We start from the raw sequence: 17281 nt of genomic DNA on the forward strand, positions 1-17281 counted from the left end.
GTGCGGGGATCAGCCGCGGGCGTCGTCCTGCACGGTGCGCTTCGCGTCCCGCGCGCTGTCCTCGACGTCCTGCGCGGCCGACTGCGCCTCCGACCTGACCGTCTCAGCCGAGTCGCGCGCCGTGCCCGCGACCTGCTGCGCGGCCTGCTGCGCGGGCTCCTTCAGCTCACCCGCCACGTCCTTGGCGGCGTCGGTCGCCTTCTCCACCAGGGGCTGGGCCTTGTCCTTGACGGTCGAGGCCAGCTCCTTCTCCTTGTCGCTCGCGGGGATCAGCGAGGCGATGAGGAGGCCCGCGCCGAACGCGACGAGGCCGAGGCCGACGGGGTTCCCCTTCGCCTTCGCCTTCGCGCCGCCGGCGGCGTCGCCCGCGCGCGACTGCGCGTCGCTCGCGGATCCGAGGACGCTGTCCTTCACGTTGGACAGGGCGCCGCGCACCTTGTCGGTCTGGCGCTGCGCCACCTTCGCGGGCGTGACCTTGTCGGCCACCGCGTCCACGTCGATGCTCAGATCGTTCCGCGTGCGCTCGATCTCCGCACGGATCTGCTCCGGGTTGTCGCTCATCGGTCTGCCTCGTTCCTCTTCATCGCTTCGGGGATCTTCTTCACGCTCTCGGCCGTGCGGGGCGCGCCCTGCACGGTCCTGAGCTGCTTGCGGCCCTGCAGGTACATCACGAGGCCGATGACGGCCCAGACGACGGCCACGACGACCGCGCCCCAGGCCTGGTCGTCGAACAGGTAGCCCAGCCCGACCATGAGGGCGACGGACAGGAAGAACACGGCCATGAGGCCCGCGTATCCCGCGCCGCCCAGGAGGCCGGCGCCCTTCCCGGCCTTCTTGGCCGAGTCGCTGATCTCCGCCTTGGCGAGGGCGATCTCCTGGCGCATCAGCGTGGAGACGTCCTTCGTCACGTTCCCGAGGAGGTCGCCGAGGCTGGTGGTCGCGGCCTTCTCCTCGGAGGGGGTGCGTCCGTCGGTCATGCGCGCGATCCGTCGGTGCGGTCGCCCGCGCCGAAGGTCTCCGTGAGCGGGTCGACGGGGCGCGTCTGGTCGTAAAGCGGGGTGGGGGCGACGGACGCGGTGTCGTCGGCGTCGTCGTACGGTCCGACGCCGAGCGGGTCGTCCGCGCCGAGCTGCGTCGACGGCAGGTCGGAGGCCGCGGCAGCGGGCGCGGCAGGGGCGACGTCTCCGGGCGCGGTGGCGCGCGCGGTCGTCGCGGTCGACGTGCCGGTCGTCGTGGTCGTGGACTCCTCCGCCTCCTTCGCGTCGTGCGCCTCGCTCGTGAGCGAGCGCGCGAGGCGACCGGCGGCGACGCCGGCGACGAGGGCCAGGCCGACGAACAGGCCGGGACGGCGGCGCGCGAAGTCCGTGACGTCCTGGAGGAGCGTGCCCGGGTCGCGGCCCTCGAGGTACGAGGCGGCGCTGCCGGCGCGCTGCGACGCCTGCGCGACGAGCTCGCCGGCGAGGCCGGTGCTCTCGGACCGGTCGCCCATGTCCCGGAGCTCGTCGCTGAGCGTGCGGAGGCTGCCGGCGGCGCGCTCCTGCTGGACGCCGGTCTGCTCGCGGAGCTGGTCGCGCGTCTGGGCGACGAGGTCCTGCGCCTGCGCCTTGGCCTCGGACGCGACCTTGCGGGTCTCGTCCTTCGTGACGCCGGCGACGTGCTGCGTGCCGGCCTTGGCGTCGTCGGCCACGCCCGCGGCCTGCTCCTTCGCGGTGTCCGCGGTGCTGCTGGTGCTGCTGCTGGCGGTCGTGCCGGTGGTCCCGGTCGTGCCCAGGGTGGACGCGGGGGCGACGGCCGGGTATGCGTCGTCGGCGGCGGATCCACCGCTCACGGGCGACGCCGGTCGGAGGTCGTTCGACATGTGGTTCCCTCTCGGTTCTCGTGGGGTTCGAGCTGCCGCAGGGCTCGGGCCCTGCTGTCTGCCACAGAACTCCGGGAGAGGGGGAAGTGCATAGGGGCTTGCCCCAGAAAGCTAGCGCCCTAATGATTTGCACGCGCGAGCATGCGCCTGCGTTGCGCTACGGCGTCTCGCGGCCGCTCGTGTGCTTCACGGGCGTGGGCGGCGGCGGCCCGGGCCGGCGGCTGACCGGGCGCACGGGCTCGCCGCGCCGATCCTGGCCGGGGACGGGCCGCGAGCGGCGGCCGTAGATGATCTCGGACGAGTCGAGCAGCCACGGCACGAGGGCGAGCGTCACGCCGTGCACGAGGAGCAGCTTCTGGCGGATCCGCCGGGCCTTGTGGTTGTGCAGCAGCGTCTCCCACCAGTGGCCGACGATGTAGACGGGCGTGTAGACCGTGATGATCTCGCTGCCGTGATCCGCGCGACGCGACTTCAGATACTTGATGAGCGGGAAGCTGATGTCCCGGTAGGGCGAGGCGACGATGCGCAGCGGCATCTCGATCTCCATCTCGACCCACTGCCGCTCGAGGAGCGTCGTCGCCTCGTCGTCGACGGACACGTGCACCGCCTCGATGCTGTCGTGGTTCGCGGCGATGGCGTAGTCGAGGGCCTTGAGCACCGGCTTCTGCATCCGCCCGACCAGCACCACCGCGTGGTCGCCCGTGGAGCCGAAGACCGTGACGGGGTCGACCTCGATCTCCTTCTCGACGTCGCGGTAGTAGCGGTTGACGCCGAGCATGAGGAGGAACAGCACCGGCAGGATCGCGAAGACGAGCCAGGCGCCGTGCGTGAACTTGGTGATCGTGACGACGATGAGCACGAGCGCGGTGAGCAGCGCGCCGAACGCGTTGATGGCGAGGCCGCGGATCACCTCGCCGCGGTTCGCGCAGCCCTCGCGGAGCATGCGGGTCCAGTGCACGACCATGCCCGTCTGCCCGAGGGTGAACGAGACGAAGACGCCGATGATGTAGAGCTGGATGAGCTGCGTGAGGTTCGCCTGGTAGACGACGAGGATGAGCGTCGCGCCGAGCGCCAGCAGCAGCATGCCGTTGCTGTAGACGAGGCGGTCGCCGCGCGTGAGGAGCGACTTGGGCGCGTAGGCGTCCTTCGCGAGCACGGAGCCGAGCAGTGGGAAGCCGTTGAACGCGGTGTTGGCCGCGAGGAGGAGCACCGCCGCGGTCGTGGCCTGCAGCAGGTAGAACATCACGCTGCCGCCGCCGAACGTGGCCGCCGCGACCTGCGCCATGAGGCTCTTCTGCGGCTCGGTGGCGCACTCGGCCCAGCCCTGGAGGTCGCACGGGTGCTCGCCGTAGTGCACGCGGGCGATGAGGGCGAGGGTGGTGAGGCCCACGAACAGGACGATGGCGGTGCCGCCCATGATCACGAGGGTGGCCTGCGCGTTCTTCACCTTGGGGGTGCGGAACGCGGGCACGCCGTTGGAGATGGCCTCGACGCCGGTGAGCGCCGAGCAGCCGCTCGAGAACGCGCGGAGCAGCAGGAGGATGAACGCGACCTGCGACAGGGTCGGGGTGTCGACCGTGTAGGCCGCGGACTCGGCGACGGGCGGGTCGCCGAGCGCGGTGCGGACGAGGCCCACCACGATCATGACGCCGACGCTGCCGATGAAGAGGTACGTCGGCACGGCGAAGGCCTTGCTCGACTCGCGCACACCGCGGAGGTTCACGGCCGCGAGGAGCGCGACGAAGAAGACCGCGATCTCGACGCGGAACGGCGCGATCTCGGGGACCGCGCTGATGATGTTGTCGACCCCGGAGGCCACCGACACCGCCACCGTGAGGATGTAGTCCACGAGGAGCGCCGACGCGACGACGAGGCCGGCCTTCTCGCCGAGGTTCTTGTGCGCGACCTCGTAGTCGCCGCCGCCGGACGGGTAGGCCTTGATGAGCTGGCGGTAGCTGAGCACCACGACGACCAGCAGGATCACGACGCAGGCCGCCACCCAGGGCGCGAAGCTGAGGAACGCGAGGCCGCCCAGCGTGAGGATGAGGAGCAGCTCCTGCGGCGCGTAGGCCACCGAGCTGAGCGGGTCGCTCGCGAAGATGGGGAGCGCCAGGTGCTTGGGGAGCAGCTGGCCCTCGAGCTTGTCGCTGGCGAGCTTCTCGCCGATGAGCAGCCGTTTGGCGGGACTGCTCTCGGGAGCCTGGGGGTCCGGAGTCACGAGCGGCCACGATACATGGCGACGCGCCCGGGACGCGACGGAGCGGGGAGCGGGCCGTGAGGCCGCTGGATCCGCGTCGCCGTGCGGACTAGCCGGCCGTCGTGACGGGTCCCGTCGAGAGGGTGCCAGCCGGGTCGGCGGGGGCGGCGTCGCCGCGTCGCCGACGCCGCTCGCGGACGGGGACGGGGAGGTCGAACAGGGGGAGCGTGCGCTGGACGATCGGGCCGATCAGGAGCGCGAACGCGAGCGTGCCGAGGCCCACGTCGCCGCCGAGCGCCCAGCCGATCAGGAGCACGACGAGCTCGATGCCGACGCGCACGCGCCACACCGGCCAGCCCGTGCGGCGGTGGATCCCCGTCATCAGCCCGTCGCGCGGGCCCGGCCCGAAGTGCGCGCCGATGTAGAGGCCGGTCGCGATGCCGAGCAGGACGAGTCCCGCGGCGAAGAGGGGGATGCGGAACCCGAGGCTGTCGACGGCCGGCACCACCGCGAGCGCGAACTGCGCGCTGTAGCCGACGAAGAGGACGTTGAGGACGGTGCCCCAGCCCGGGCGCTGGCGGATGGGGATCCAGAGCAGGAGCACGAGCGCGCCGATGATGTTCGTGACCAGCCCGAAGGGGAGGCCCGTGCGCAGCGTCACGCCCTGGCTGAGGACGTCCCACGGCGAGACGCCGACGGCGGCCTGGAGCATCATGCCGATGGCGAAGCCGTAGAGGAAGATGCCGACGGCGAACTGGACTGAGCGACGGAGCATGAGGGAGATCCAATCGCGTCGCCGGTTGCGGGACAAGGTGCCAATCGCCAGGCTGTGGCCTCATGACCCGCTCTGGATCCGCGCCCTCCGCCGTGCTCGGCCCGACCGCCCTCACCGCGCTGCTGGGGGAGTGGACCCGGCCCGGCAGCCCGGCCTACCAGGCGCTCGCCGACGGGATCCGCCGCCTCGTGCTCGACGGCCGCGTGCCCGTGGGGGCGCGCCTGCCCGCGGAGCGCGAGCTCGCCGCGTCGCTCGGGCTCAGCCGCACGACCGTCGCGGCGGCCTACGCGGCGCTCCGCGGGACCGGCCACCTGGCGAGCCGGCGCGGCTCCGGCAGCGTGACGCGGATCCCGCGACGCGCGCCCGACGCCCGGGGGGAGGGGCGCGAGGTCGCCGACATGAGCCGCGCAGCCGTGCCCGCCGCGCCCGGTCTCGCCGAGGCCGCCATGCGCGCGGCGGCCCGGCTCCCCGCGCACCTCGACGGGCACGGCTACGACGTGGATGGGCTGCCCGAGCTGCGCGAGGCGATCGCCGCCCGCTACCGAGCCCGCGGCCTGCCGACCGAGGCCGACGACGTGCTCGTCACCGTCGGCGCGCAGCACGCGATCGGGCTCCTGGCGTCGGTGCTGCTGCACCGCGGCGACCGGGCGCTCGTCGAGCAGCCGAGCTACCCGCACGCGATCCAGGCCCTGCGCGACGCGGGCGCGCGCCTCGTCGGAGCGGGCGTCGGCGCCCACGGTTGGGATGAGGACGTGCTCGAGCAGACGATCCGCCGCACCCGTCCCGCGCTCGCCTACCTCATGCCCGACTTCCACAACCCGACGGGCCGCACGATGCCGGAGGGCCAGCGCGCGCGGGTCGTGGCGCTCGCCGAGGCGCACGGCGTGACGGTCGTGGCGGACGAGACCACGGCCGAGCTCGACATCGACCGGGCGGAGGCGCATCCGCCGCTGGCCGTCCACGGGTCGCCGGGCGCCGTCGTGCTCGTGGGGTCGGTGGGCAAGACGGTGTGGGGTGGGCTCCGCGTGGGTTGGATCCGCGCCGGCCGGCCGCTCCTCCGGGAGCTGGCCCGCGCGCGCTCGGCCCGCGACCTCGGCACGCCCGTGCTCGAGCAGCTCGTGGTGGCGGAGGTGCTGGGCGGCATGGACGGGATCCTCGCCGAGCGCCGCGCGCGCCTCCGCGAGACGCGGGACCACGTCGAGGCCGAGCTCGCGCGGCGCTTCCCCGGCTGGGAGGTGCCGCACGTCGACGGCGGATTGGCGGTGTGGGTCGGGATCGGAGCGCCCGTGAGCACGGAGCTGGCGCTCGCCGCCCGGGCGCGCGGCCTGTCGATCACGGGCGGGAGCCGGTTCGGGCACGACGGCGCGTTCGAGCGGTTCCTCCGGATCCCCATCACGTCCCCGCCCGCCGCCACCGACCGCGCGCTCGACATCCTCGACGAGGCGTGGCGCGGCCTCGCCCCCGTCGCAGGGCTCGGGCGCGACGTGGAGGACCGCTCGATCCTCGTATGAGGAGCCGACCGCCCTGGGGAGGCGGCCGATGGCGCGGGTGCGGCCCGCGGTAGCGTTCCGGCATCCGTGCGACCTCCCGCGAGCGGCGTTCGTCCCGATGTCCCGTCTCGACGGGCCCCGGCGGAGGGTCGCCAGCCGACCGATCCTGGAGGAACAACTCATGCGCATCCGTCCGCGATCCACCCCCGTCTCGACCCCGTCGGCGGCCGCCGGCCGACCCCGTCACGCGTTCGCCGCGCTGGCGCTCGCCGGCGGGCTCGCCGCCGCCGGTCTCGCCGTGCCGTCGTCGGCGTCCGCCGCGCCCGTCGCCGACGGGTCCGTCGTCGCCCCCGCATCCGTCGATCAGGCCGCTGCCGCCACGCACTGGACGCCCGCCGCCCGTGCCGCCGCCCTCGCGGCCGATTCGCCGACCGCCGCCGGGTCCGCCTCGGCCTCGGCCTCCGCCCTGTCCACGTCGGAGGACGGGAACGCCGCGGCCTCCACCCCGGTCCCGCACCCCGACCAGCCGTTCGTCGGCGTCCTCTTCTACGTGTCGGGCGGGCGGAACCACGCCTGCACCGCGAGCGTGGTCGACACCCCGGAGGGCGACGCGATCGCGACCGCCGCCCACTGCCTCGTCGACCGGCGCACCGGTGCCGCGACCACGCTGGCCACCTTCATCCCCGGAGCCCAGGGCGCCACGGCGCCCCACGGCATCTGGCCGGTGCGCGTCGCGGCCGTCTCCTCCTCGTGGACCACGACGGGCCGCGCCTCCGACGACGCCGGCTTCGCGCGCGTCAGCGGGCCCGCGGGCGAGGTGCTCGCGGCCCAGGTCGGCGCGGCCGAGCCCGTGTTCGGGACGCCCCTCGTGCCGGCGACCGGGGAGGCGCCGCGCCTCGCGATCCTCGGGTACCCGGCCGCCGGATCCGCCACGGCCGCGCTCGAGGCGTGCGCCGGCCGTCCCCAGCACGACACGGGCGGCCAGACGTCCCTGCCGTGCGCGCTCGGGAAGGGCGCGGCCGGATCCCCGGTGATCACGGCGGCCGGCGAGCAGCGCTCCGTCGTCGCGCGTCCCTCCGCAGGCCGCGGCGTGCTCCTCGCCACGTGGGGCGCCGAGGCGCAGTGCGCCTTCTCCTCCCTCCAGGGGCGGTAGCGGATGCCCGGGCAGCGGTCCGCCGTAGCCGCCGAGCGCCGGTCTCGGACCGCTGTCTGGGTAATCCCCTTCGTGCACGAACGGGTTGGGCGGGCACGAGCATACTGAAGCCGTGACCATCGACCTGCCTCCCATCAGCCGCTCCTACATCAGCCGTCCGTACCCGCTCGGCGCCACCGTCGTGGCCCGCGACGGCGGACTGCCCAGCGGCCTCAACGTCGCCGTGTACTCCGAGACCGCGGAGGCCGTCGAGGTCTGCGTGTTCGACGAGTCCGGCACCGAGACCCGCACGCGCCTCTCCGAGCGCACCGGCCACGTCTTCCACGGCCTCGTCGAGGGCGCCGGCATCGGCACCCGCTACGGCCTCCGCGTGCACGGCGAGTGGGACCCGTCCCGCGGCCTCCGCCACAACCCCGCGAAGCTCCTGCTCGACCCGTACGCCATCGCGATCGAGGGGCACCCCACCTGGGGCGAGGACGTCTTCGCGCACACCTTCGACGATCCGTCCGTCATGAACGAGGCCGACTCCGCCGCCTCCATGCCCCGCTCCGTCGTGGCGGACCGCCGCTTCGACTGGGAGGACGACGAGGCCCCGCGCACGGCGTCGGACGAGACCGTCGTCTACGAGGTCCACGTCAAGGGCTTCACCGAGCGGATGGAGTCGGTGCCCGAGGAGATCCGCGGCACGTACGCGGGCCTCGCGCACCCGTCGGCCATCGAGTACCTCACCGACCTCGGCATCACGAGCGTCGAGCTCCTGCCGGTGCACCACTTCATGCAGGACTCGCACCTGGAGGAGAAGGGGCTCCGCAACTACTGGGGCTACAACTCCATCGGCTTCCTCGCGCCCTACTCCGACTACAGCTCCGCGGGCGACGGCGGGCAGCAGGTCGTCGAGTTCAAGGAGATGGTCAAGGCCCTGCACGCCGCGGGCCTCGAGGTCATCCTCGACGTGGTCTACAACCACACCGCCGAGGGCAACCACATGGGCCCGTCGCTGTCGCTCAAGGGCATCGACAACGCCTCCTACTACCGGCTCGTGGAGGGCGACGAGGCGTCGTACTTCGACACCACCGGCACGGGCAACAGCCTCAACGTCGGGCACCCGGCGGCGCTCGCGCTGATCATGGACTCGCTCCGCTACTGGGTCGAGGAGATGCACGTCGACGGCTTCCGCTTCGATCTCGCCACGACGCTCACGCGCCAGGACGGCGACGCGGAGCTGCACAGCGCGTTCCTCACCCTGATCCACCAGGACCCGGTGCTCGCGCCCGTGAAGATGATCGCGGAGCCGTGGGACACCGCGGGCTACCAGGTCGGCGGCTTCCCCGCGGACTGGTCGGAGTGGAACGGGAAGTTCCGCGACGACGTGCGCGACTTCTGGCACAGCGGGCAGAACGTGCTCGGCGCGCTGGCCCAGCGGATCACCGGCAGCCCCGACGTGTACGAGTCCGGCCGCCGCTCGCCGCTGTGCAGCGTGAACTTCATCACGGCGCACGACGGCTTCACGCTCGCCGACCTCACGTCGTACGACGCGAAGCACAACGAGGCCAACGGCGAGGACAACAACGACGGCGAGAGCGACAACCGCTCCTCCAACGCCGGCGTGGAGGGCCCGACCGACGATGCCGAGGTGAACGCGATCCGGGACCGCCAGCGCCGCAACATGCTCGGCACGCTGCTGCTCTCCTCGGGCATCCCGATGGTGCTCGGCGGCGACGAGATCGCGCGCACGCAGGGCGGCAACAACAACGCCTACTGCCAGGACAACGAGATCTCCTGGTTCGACTGGGAGAACGCGGACCGCGAGCTGCAGGACTTCACGCGGAAGCTCATCCGCCTGCGCCGCGGCAACCGGGCGCTGCGCCCCATCTGGTTCCGCGGCGACGACGTCGAGGGCGCCGAGGAGGCCGTGCGATTCATCCGCGCCGACGGGCAGACCCTGAACCCGGAGGACTGGACGGACCCGAACGCGTTCAGCATCGGCGTGATCATGAAGGGCCGTGACAGCGACGCGTTCTTCGTCGCGTTCAACGCGGCCGAGGGCCCGGTCGAGTTCCAGCTGCCCTCCGGGCTCGGCGTCTCGTGGCACCTCGCCATCTCGTCCGACTCGGAGCAGAACACGGACGAGGACGCGACCAGCATCCTCGTGCGCGACCGCTCCTTCACGGTGCTGCGGGCCGCGCGCTCCTAGCCGCCCCGCCCGCACGACGGGCCGCTCGACGACGCGCCCCCGGGAGACCGGGGGCGCGTCGTCGCATGTGGGCGGTTCGCTGACCGAGCCCGTGTCCGGGACCGCCGCGCGACGGGCGTACCGTGGACTGCCCCGTTTCCTCTCCCGGGGAGATCGGATGGCCGCGTGCCCGCATCGCCCGCCCCACGGCCGTCGTCCACCCGCACGCTCGACCTCGAGGCGGCGATGCGCGCGAGCGTCGGCCTCCTCGTGCCGCTCCTGGTGCTCCTCGCGATCGGCCGGCTCGATCTCGCGCTCTACGCGTCCTTCGGCGCCTTCACCGGGTTGTACGGCCGGAACGAGCGGTACCGGTTGCGGCTCGCGAGCGTGGGCGCCGGGGCCGCGATGATGCTCGTCGCCATCGCCACGGGCGTCGTCCTGTCGCTCGCCGACGCGCCCCTCGCGCTCGAGGCGGCGGGCCTCGTCGTCGTGCTCGGCGGGGCGTCGCTCGTCTCGACGGCGATGAGCCTGGTGCCGCCGCATCCGCTGTTCCCCGTCTTCGGGCTGGTGGTGTGCGCGGCCGTGCCGGTGGATCCGGCGCAGGCGCGCGACGCGCTCGTGACAGCCGTGGCCGCGATCGCGTTCTCCGCCGGCGTCTGCATGTCGGGTTGGCTGCTCCGCCGCTGGGCGCCCGAGGCGCACGCCCACCGCTTCCGCGCGCTGCCGCGGATACCCGTGCGCGACGCCGCCGTGCACCGCGACCCCGCCGCGTGGACCGCGGTGGCCGCCAACGTCGTCGGCGCGCTGGTGGCGGGCGGGATCGCCGTGGCGCTCGGGCTCGGCCACCACTACTGGGCGGTCGTGACCCTGGTGGCCGTGCTGCCGGTCGTCCGCGGGCCGCTGTCGTTCACGCGCGTGGCGCACCGGGTGCTCGGGACGCTGGCCGGCGCGGTGGTGGCCTCGGGCATCCTCGCGCTGCACCTGCCGGCGCCCGCCGTGATCGCGGTGGCCGTGGCCTGCCAGTTCGCGGCCGAGCTCGCGGTGGGGCGGCACTACGGGCTGGCGCTCGTCTTCATCACCCCGCTCGCGCTCGTGATGGGCGGCCTCGGCCGGACGCTGCCCGTGCTGCCGCTCGTGACGGACCGGGTGGTCGACACGCTCGTGGGCGCGGCCGTCGGGGTGGCCGTGATCCTGGTCCTGCGGGCGCTCGCCGCCGGGCGTCAGCGGCGCGCAGCCGGCACCGCGTAGCGGCGGAGGAGGCAGACGATCCCGCCGGTCAGCGCGAGCGCGGCGACCGCGCCGGCGAGGACGGCGCGGCGGACGAGGGCCTCGTATTCCGGCGACGTCGGCGTGCCGAGGTCCGGCTGCGGGAGCCGGTCGACGAGGACCGCGCTCTCGAAGAGGGCGGCGAGCGCCGTCGGAGCCGCCGCCGCGAGGATGACGAAGCAGAGCACGGCGCCGGTGAGCAGCAGGCGGTCACGGGGTCGTGACGGGCGTGCGGCCGGGGCGGACATGGTGCGGCGGCCTAGGGGAGGACCGTGGTGCTCCACCCGTACAGGTGGCCGTTCGCGCCGAAGACGTTCCAGCCGCCGGCGCAGGTGACGGTGGCCGGGTCGATCTTCGGCGGCCACCAGGTGTCCTCGATGGTCGACATCTGCAGGTCGGTGCAGCCGCCGGGTGCGGGCGCGGCCTGCCCGGTCTGCACGGAGACGATGCTGCCGGCCTTCGCCTCGGACTTGGTGCGGATGAGGGTGCCGTCGGCCGGGATCCACGTCGGCAGCGCCGTGCCGATGGCGGTCTGGGCGTCCGCCGTGGTCGCGTAGATCTCGGTCGTGGGCGCCGTGAACTGCGCGCTGGCCCCGCATCCGGACAGGAGCGCCGCGCTCGCGACGGCGGCCAGGACGGTGAGGGTCGGTCGATGCATCCCCCTAGTGTGCCTGGTCAGCGCCGACGGCGGATGCGGATGGGCCCACGGGCGGTGGAGGGATCGACGACCGAGCCCTTCTGGGTGATCTCGACCTCGCCCGCGTCCACGAGCCGCCGGGCGGCGCGGCGGGCGGGTTCCATCAGGTCGCGCCAGTCGTCGGGCGACTCGGCCCGGGCCGCCTCGGAGGGGCAGATGGTGGCGCCGCCGGCGCGGTGCGCGAGGAGGTCGAGGATCCGCCGCTCGAGCGCGGCGTCGACGTCGGAGACCCCGCGGCGCCGGCACGCGTCGCTGCAGAAGCGCACCTGGTCCCAGTCGCGCTCCCACTTCCTGCGCCACTCGATGGTGCGACCGCACGAGGCGCAGGTCTTGGGCTCGGGGACCGCGTCCCTGGTCGTCGATGCCCGGTGCGCCATCCCCCCAGCATGCTCCGTGCGGCCGGGCATCGGCCGAGCGCGGCGCCTCGCGTTCGAAAACCCGTCGCGAACGGGGGATCTCCCGGTCGCGGATGCGATACTCCTCACGACGGGGCGGGTTCCCGGTGCGGGCGATCAGCGGTCCGAGCGACCGCCGCCCCCGCGGCCCGCATCGCACAAGGAGCACCCCCTGCATCTCCTCTCCGTCTTCAGCCTCCGCAACCGGGCGCTGATCGCGCTCGTCACGATCGTCATCGGGGTCTTCGGCGGCATCGCGCTGACGACGCTCAAGCAGGAGCTCATCCCGTCGGTGTCGTTCCCGCAGCTCGCGGTGGTCACGGCGTACCCGGGCGCATCGCCCGCGGTCGTGGACACCGACGTGTCGACGCCCATCGAGCGCGCGATCCAGGCGGTGCCGGGCCTCGAGTCCTCCACCGCGACCTCGCGCACCGACTCCTCGGTCATCTCGGCGTCGTTCACGTACGGCACCGACCTGGCGACGGCCGAGCAGAAGATCGACCAGGCCATCAACCGGATCCGCACCACGCTGCCCGACGGGATCGACCCCGTGGTCATCGCGGGCAGCATCGACGACCTGCCGGTCATCCAGATCGCGGTGACGAGCGACCTCAGCCCGCAGGACCTCACGGCCGCGCTCGAGCGCTCGACCCTGTCGGACATCCGCAAGCTCGACGGCGTGCGCGACGCGAGCCTCCTCGGCACGGTCGGGCAGCGCGTGGTCATCACGCCGGATCCCGCGAAGGTGCAGGCCGAGGGCCTCTCGAACCAGGCCATCCGCGACGCGCTCGACGCCAACGGGAAGCTCCTGCCCGCGGGCTCGGTGACGGAGGACGGCACCACGCTGTCCGTGCAGTCGGGCACGCGCCTCGGATCCACCCAGGACCTCGCCGCGCTGCCGCTGCTGGGTGCGACGGGCGGCCGCGCGCTCACGATCGGCGACGTCGCCAAGGTGGAGCTCGGCCAGGATCCGACCACCGGCATCTCGCGCGTCGACGGCCAGCCGTCGCTCACCATCGCCGTCACGAAGACGCCGGCGGGCAACACGGTCGACGTGTCGCACCTCGTCACGGAGCTCCTGCCGCAGCTGTCACAGGACCTGGGGAACGGCACGGAGTTCACGGTCGTGTTCGACCAGGCGCCCTTCATCGAGCAGTCGATCTCGAGCCTCACCACGGAGGGCCTGCTCGGCCTCGTGTTCGCCGTGCTGGTGATCCTCGTGTTCCTGCTGTCGATCCGGTCGACCATCGTCACCGCGATCTCCATCCCGGCGTCGGTGCTCATCACCTTCATCGGCATGCTCGCCTCGGGCTACACGCTCAACATCATCACGCTCGGCGCGCTGACCATCGCGGTCGGGCGCGTCGTGGACGACTCGATCGTGGTGATCGAGAACATCAAGCGGCACCTCTCCTTCACGCCCGACCGGCTCGAGGCGATCCGCGCCGCCGTGAAGGAGGTCGCGGGCGCGGTCACGGCGTCGACCGCCACGACCGTCGCGGTGTTCCTGCCGATCGCGCTCGTGGGCGACATCACGGGCGAGCTGTTCCGGCCCTTCGCGCTCACGGTGACGATCGCGCTCGCCGCCTCGCTGTTCGTCGCGCTGACCATCGTGCCGGTGCTCGCGTACTGGTTCCTGCGGCCGGAGGGGGAGTCGCGCCGGGCGCGCCGCAAGGCGGCCGCCGCCGCATCCGCATCGACCTCCGCCGTGGAGGGCGCCGCCCGCACGGGAGCCCACGCCGCGATCGCCGGCCCCGTCGACGACCGCGAGCTCGCCGACCGGCCGGCCCGCGGATCCCACGCCGCGCACGACGAGGGCGAGGGGATGGGCGCGCCCACGCGCCTCCAGCGCGGCTACCTGCCGATCCTCGCCTGGACGCTCAAGCACTCCGCGGTCACGCTGGTGCTCGCGATCCTCGTGCTCGGCGGCACGGTCGCGCTCATCCCGAGCATGAAGACCAACTTCCTCGGCGACAGCGGGCAGAACACGCTGACCGTCTCGCAGGAGCTGCCGAGCGACACGAGCCTCGAGGCGCAGGACACCGCCGCCACGAAGGTGGAGCAGGCGCTCATCGGCGTCGAGGGCGTCGACACCGTGCAGACCTCGATCGGCTCGGACAGCACGTCGCTGACGGCGGCGTTCAGCGGCGGCGGCGGGATCACGTTCGCGCTCACGACCGACTCGGACGCCGACCAGGACGCCATCCGCGAGCGCGTGCGCTCCGCGGTCGACGGCCTCACCGACGTGGGCGACGTGTCGCTCGCGGCGGCCTCCGGCGGGTTCTCGTCGAGCGACATCGCGGTGCAGATCACCGCGAACGACGCGGACGACCTCAAGGCGTCCGCCGACGCGATCCTCGCGGCCGTGAAGGACCTGCCCTCCATCGAGCAGGCCACGAGCAACCTCTCGGAGACGCAGCCGTTCATCGCCGTGAACGTGGACCGGGCCAAGGCCGCGGCCGCGGGCCTCAGCGAGCAGGCCGTGGGCGGCATCGTCACCGCGAGCCGGCTGCCGGCCTCGGTCGGGCAGGTCGTGATCGACGAGAAGACGCTGTCCATCTACATCCAGGACCCGGACGCCGCGCAGAGCCTGCAGGGGCTGCGCGACTTCCGGATCCCCACCGCGCGCGGCCTCGTGCCGCTCAGCGACCTCGCGACCGTCGAGGTCACCGACGGCCCCGCGACCGTGACGACCACGGGCGGCTTCCGCAGCGCCACCGTGAGCGCGACGCCGGGCAGCGACGACGTGGGCTTCGCCTCGTCCGAGGTGTCGCGGGCCGTCGCCGACGTGCAGCTGCCGGCCGGCGCGCAGGCGTCGCTCGGCGGCGTCGCGTCGCAGCAGTCGAACGCGTTCGGGCAGCTCGGGCTCGCGGTGCTGGCGGCGATCCTGATCGTCTACATCATCATGGTGGCGACGTTCCGGAGCCTCATCCAGCCGCTCGTGCTGCTCGTCTCCGTGCCGTTCGCAGCGACCGGCGCGGTGCTGCTGCAGGTGGTGACGGGGATCCCGCTGGGCGTCGCGTCGATCATCGGCCTGCTGATGCTCGTCGGCATCGTGGTGACGAACGCGATCGTGCTCATCGACCTCGTGAACCAGTACCGGACGCGCGGGCTCGAGCTCCGGGAGGCGATCCTGCAGGGCGCGTCGCGGAGGCTGCGGCCCATCCTCATGACGGCGCTCGCGACGATCTTCGCGCTGCTGCCGCTCGCGATCGGCCTCACCGGGCACGGCGGGTTCATCTCGCAGCCGCTCGCGATCGTCGTGATCGGCGGCCTGCTGTCGTCGACCGTGCTGACGCTCGTCGTGCTTCCGTCGCTGTACTCGCTCGTGGAGCGGGCGGGGCTCAGGATCCGGGCACGGGGCGAGCGCGGATTGCCGGTCGGGGAGCCCGCCGGACGAGGCTGACAGCTCGACGGGGCCGCCTCGTCGGGGAGCGGTCCGGCGTCGCGCCCGTCCGTGTCGTCCGGAGGGAGGGGCGGCTGGGTGAGCATCAGCGCGCGCTGTATAGCCGGCGCTAGCGACCTTCGTATCGCATTCCGCCCGGATGGCGATACCTCCGTCCAGACCTTCCTCACGGGCCTTTTCCTCCTGCAGGGCCCGGCCTAGGTTCATGAGCGGGGCGGTCGCCGAGGCGTCCGAGTCGGTGGAGCCGACGACCCCTTCGCGGGCTCGCGCCCATCACCAGGAAGGAAACGTCATGGGTTCCATCACCGACGACGCATTCGACATCGACGTGCGGGTCAGCACGCCATCCGCCTCCGGCACCGTTCAGCCGGCCAGCTGGACGCCCCTCAGGACGCGGACCGTCAAGTGCTCGAAGTCCACGTGCGTCGGATGCACCAACACCTGCGCGAGCTGCGGTCCGGGCGGCTTGTTCTGCTGATCCCCGTCCGCTCGGGGGCTCGATGACGCCGTCCGGCGGAGTCGAGCCCCACCCCACTCGAACGGATGCACCGTGTCCTGGCAGTCCACCCACCTCCGACCCTCCACCGAACGGCGCCTCCAGCGGGCGGGCGAGCTGATCTCGGGCCGGCTCGCCCACCCCGAGCAGGTATCGGGAGCCACGGGACCGCCGCTGCCGGACGCTCCCGCGACCTGGGACGGTCCTACCCTGGCGAACGGCCACGCCGGCATCGCCCTCCTGCACGCGACGTCGGCGACCGCGCCCCGCTGGGACGTCGACGGCGCGGCGGCGTGGGCCACCGACCACATGCTGGCCGCCGTCCGGCTGACGCAGGTGCAGCCCCTGCAGACGACCGACCTGTTCTCCGGTTCCGCAGGGCTCGCATTCGCGCTGCAGGCCTGCGCCGAGGTCGAGCCGCGGTTCTCCCGCGTCCTGGCCGGGGTCGTGCCGACGACGCTGGCCGAGGCCCGGGAGGAGTACGCCGACGCACCCGTCTCGGGTACCGCGCCGCAGGACTACGACGTCATCAGCGGGCCGGCCGGCCTGCTGGGGTGGATCGACGCGCTGCCCCAGGAGTACGCGGCCTCGGCAGCGCCGCTGCGAGATCACCTGCACACGGGCCTGGGGCGGCTCTTCCGACATGGGGCGACCGCATCCGCCGCGCCGCCCTGGCGCATCCTGCCCGAGCTCGTCCCTGTCGAGGAGCGGCTGGAGCTCGCGCCCGCGGGCTACTCGGACACGGGCCTCGCACACGGGGCGGCCGGACCGCTCGCCGCGCTGAGCCTCTGGGACCGGGGTGACAAGGACGTGATGCGGAGCATCCAGGACATCGTCGCGTGGCTCCTCCGCACCCGCACCCAGGACGACGCGGGGCCCAACTGGCCCACCCTGATCCCTACGGGAACCGCCCTCCCCGCTGCGGGTTCCTGGGCCCACAGCCGGACCGCATGGTGCTACGGAGCACCCGGCGTCGTCGCCGCCCTATCCCTCGCGCACCGCCGCGCGCCGTCGGCCGAGCTAGCCGACGCGATCGGCGAGGCGACGGAGGCGATGATGGCCCGGATCGGCGCCGGTCGGGCATTCAGCACACCGACGCTCTGCCACGGATCGGCGGGCGTGGCCGTGATCCTCCGGCACCTCGCCGACGACCACGGCAACGAGCGCGCCGGCGGCGGGCTCGAGGGTGTTGCGGAACAGCTGCTGGCGACCGTGGACCCGAGCGCCGAGTTCGGCGTCCAGGACATCGAGCCCGGTCCGAAGGCCGTCGACAACCCCACCCTCCTCAACGGGGCGGCGGGAGTCGCCCTCGCCCTGCACGCCCTCCTGAGCCCTGGGCGTCCCACGTGGACGCGGCTTCTGATGATCGGATGAC

General features: G+C 73.3%; 15 protein-coding genes. 7 read left to right on the forward strand and 8 right to left on the reverse strand.

Translation table 11 applies throughout. The features are described from left to right. Nucleotides 1-9: 9 nt before the first annotated feature. From ACU4ZT_RS03725 to yczE, 5 genes are all read right to left on the reverse strand, one after another. Nucleotides 10-561 carry a DUF3618 domain-containing protein gene (locus ACU4ZT_RS03725; protein ID WP_063070186.1) on the reverse strand — a complete coding sequence of 184 codons (552 nt, stop codon included), beginning with the start codon at nucleotides 559-561 and terminating at the stop codon, nucleotides 10-12. Then, on the reverse strand, nucleotides 558-977 hold the full coding sequence (locus tag ACU4ZT_RS03730) for a phage holin family protein (protein ID WP_063070187.1): 420 nt from the start codon (nucleotides 975-977) through the stop codon (nucleotides 558-560). The genes ACU4ZT_RS03725 and ACU4ZT_RS03730 overlap by 4 nt, the downstream gene beginning before the upstream one ends. Next, nucleotides 974-1858 carry a hypothetical protein gene (locus ACU4ZT_RS03735; protein WP_063070188.1) on the reverse strand — a complete coding sequence of 295 codons (885 nt, stop codon included), beginning with the start codon at nucleotides 1856-1858 and terminating at the stop codon, nucleotides 974-976. The genes ACU4ZT_RS03730 and ACU4ZT_RS03735 overlap by 4 nt, the downstream gene beginning before the upstream one ends. A gap of 157 nt (nucleotides 1859-2015) precedes the next feature. Continuing rightward, the gene (locus ACU4ZT_RS03740) at nucleotides 2016-4076 is read right to left on the reverse strand and encodes an APC family permease (protein WP_445337955.1); all 2061 of its coding nucleotides are present in this window, start codon (nucleotides 4074-4076) and stop codon (nucleotides 2016-2018) included. A gap of 88 nt (nucleotides 4077-4164) precedes the next feature. Then, nucleotides 4165-4830, reverse strand: a complete 666-nt coding sequence (yczE, locus tag ACU4ZT_RS03745) for a membrane protein YczE (RefSeq protein ID WP_063070190.1) — start codon at nucleotides 4828-4830, stop codon at nucleotides 4165-4167. A 62-nt stretch (nucleotides 4831-4892) separates the two neighbouring features. Between yczE and yczR the strand changes: the two genes are divergently transcribed. The 4 genes from yczR (at nucleotide 4893) to ACU4ZT_RS03765 (ending at nucleotide 10894) form a co-directional block, all read left to right on the forward strand. After that, complete coding sequence (gene yczR, locus ACU4ZT_RS03750; protein ID WP_063070191.1) at nucleotides 4893-6341, forward strand: MocR-like transcription factor YczR; 1449 nt, start codon at nucleotides 4893-4895, stop codon at nucleotides 6339-6341. Nucleotides 6342-6501: 160 nt separating this feature from the next. Continuing rightward, the gene (locus tag ACU4ZT_RS03755) at nucleotides 6502-7473 is read left to right on the forward strand and encodes a trypsin-like serine peptidase (protein WP_445337958.1); all 972 of its coding nucleotides are present in this window, start codon (nucleotides 6502-6504) and stop codon (nucleotides 7471-7473) included. Between the two features lie 112 nt (nucleotides 7474-7585). Further along, nucleotides 7586-9667 (forward strand): glycogen debranching protein GlgX, encoded by a 2082-nt coding sequence (gene glgX / locus ACU4ZT_RS03760; protein WP_270979984.1) that lies wholly within the window; start codon nucleotides 7586-7588, stop codon nucleotides 9665-9667. A 165-nt stretch (nucleotides 9668-9832) separates the two neighbouring features. Further along, the gene (locus ACU4ZT_RS03765) at nucleotides 9833-10894 is read left to right on the forward strand and encodes an FUSC family protein (protein WP_270979982.1); all 1062 of its coding nucleotides are present in this window, start codon (nucleotides 9833-9835) and stop codon (nucleotides 10892-10894) included. Here the strand turns inward: ACU4ZT_RS03765 and ACU4ZT_RS03770 are convergent. Genes ACU4ZT_RS03770 through ACU4ZT_RS03780 form a run of 3 tightly spaced genes read right to left on the reverse strand, consistent with a single transcriptional unit; the run spans nucleotide 10867 to nucleotide 11986 of the window. Beyond that, nucleotides 10867-11160: a hypothetical protein gene (locus ACU4ZT_RS03770; protein ID WP_063070195.1), complete on the reverse strand. Its 294-nt coding sequence runs from the start codon at nucleotides 11158-11160 to the stop codon at nucleotides 10867-10869. The genes ACU4ZT_RS03765 and ACU4ZT_RS03770 overlap by 28 nt on opposite strands. Before the next feature lie 11 nt (nucleotides 11161-11171). Further along, nucleotides 11172-11570: a hypothetical protein gene (locus tag ACU4ZT_RS03775; protein WP_270979980.1), complete on the reverse strand. Its 399-nt coding sequence runs from the start codon at nucleotides 11568-11570 to the stop codon at nucleotides 11172-11174. Nucleotides 11571-11587: 17 nt separating this feature from the next. Then, on the reverse strand, nucleotides 11588-11986 hold the full coding sequence (locus ACU4ZT_RS03780; RefSeq protein WP_063070197.1) for a DUF2256 and DUF3253 domain-containing protein: 399 nt from the start codon (nucleotides 11984-11986) through the stop codon (nucleotides 11588-11590). A gap of 190 nt (nucleotides 11987-12176) precedes the next feature. Here ACU4ZT_RS03780 and ACU4ZT_RS03785 point away from each other — a divergent pair, with 190 nt between their 5' ends. From ACU4ZT_RS03785 to ACU4ZT_RS03795, 3 genes are all read left to right on the forward strand, one after another. Continuing rightward, complete coding sequence (locus ACU4ZT_RS03785) at nucleotides 12177-15410, forward strand: efflux RND transporter permease subunit (RefSeq protein ID WP_445338621.1); 3234 nt, start codon at nucleotides 12177-12179, stop codon at nucleotides 15408-15410. 292 nt (nucleotides 15411-15702) lie between these two features. Further along, nucleotides 15703-15888 (forward strand): FDLD family class I lanthipeptide, encoded by a 186-nt coding sequence (locus ACU4ZT_RS03790; protein ID WP_445337961.1) that lies wholly within the window; start codon nucleotides 15703-15705, stop codon nucleotides 15886-15888. 72 nt (nucleotides 15889-15960) lie between these two features. Next, complete coding sequence (locus tag ACU4ZT_RS03795; protein ID WP_445337963.1) at nucleotides 15961-17280, forward strand: lanthionine synthetase C family protein; 1320 nt, start codon at nucleotides 15961-15963, stop codon at nucleotides 17278-17280. Nucleotide 17281: the final 1 nt, after the last annotated feature.

Source organism: Clavibacter davisi (assembly GCF_052751415.1).

Excerpts from the sequence above, each read along its gene's own strand:
- ACU4ZT_RS03725 (WP_063070186.1), bottom strand. The coding sequence starts at position 561 with ATGAGCGACAACCCGGAGCAGATCCGTGCGGAGATCGAGCGCACGCGG.
- ACU4ZT_RS03730 (WP_063070187.1), bottom strand. The coding sequence starts at position 977 with ATGACCGACGGACGCACCCCCTCCGAGGAGAAGGCCGCGACCACCAGC.
- ACU4ZT_RS03735 (WP_063070188.1), bottom strand. The coding sequence starts at position 1,858 with ATGTCGAACGACCTCCGACCGGCGTCGCCCGTGAGCGGTGGATCCGCC.
- yczE (WP_063070190.1), bottom strand. The coding sequence starts at position 4,830 with ATGCTCCGTCGCTCAGTCCAGTTCGCCGTCGGCATCTTCCTCTACGGC.
- yczR (WP_063070191.1), top strand. The coding sequence starts at position 4,893 with ATGACCCGCTCTGGATCCGCGCCCTCCGCCGTGCTCGGCCCGACCGCC.
- ACU4ZT_RS03755 (WP_445337958.1), top strand. The coding sequence starts at position 6,502 with ATGCGCATCCGTCCGCGATCCACCCCCGTCTCGACCCCGTCGGCGGCC.
- ACU4ZT_RS03770 (WP_063070195.1), bottom strand. The coding sequence starts at position 11,160 with ATGTCCGCCCCGGCCGCACGCCCGTCACGACCCCGTGACCGCCTGCTG.
- ACU4ZT_RS03775 (WP_270979980.1), bottom strand. The coding sequence starts at position 11,570 with ATGCATCGACCGACCCTCACCGTCCTGGCCGCCGTCGCGAGCGCGGCG.
- ACU4ZT_RS03780 (WP_063070197.1), bottom strand. The coding sequence starts at position 11,986 with ATGGCGCACCGGGCATCGACGACCAGGGACGCGGTCCCCGAGCCCAAG.
- ACU4ZT_RS03790 (WP_445337961.1), top strand. The coding sequence starts at position 15,703 with ATGGGTTCCATCACCGACGACGCATTCGACATCGACGTGCGGGTCAGC.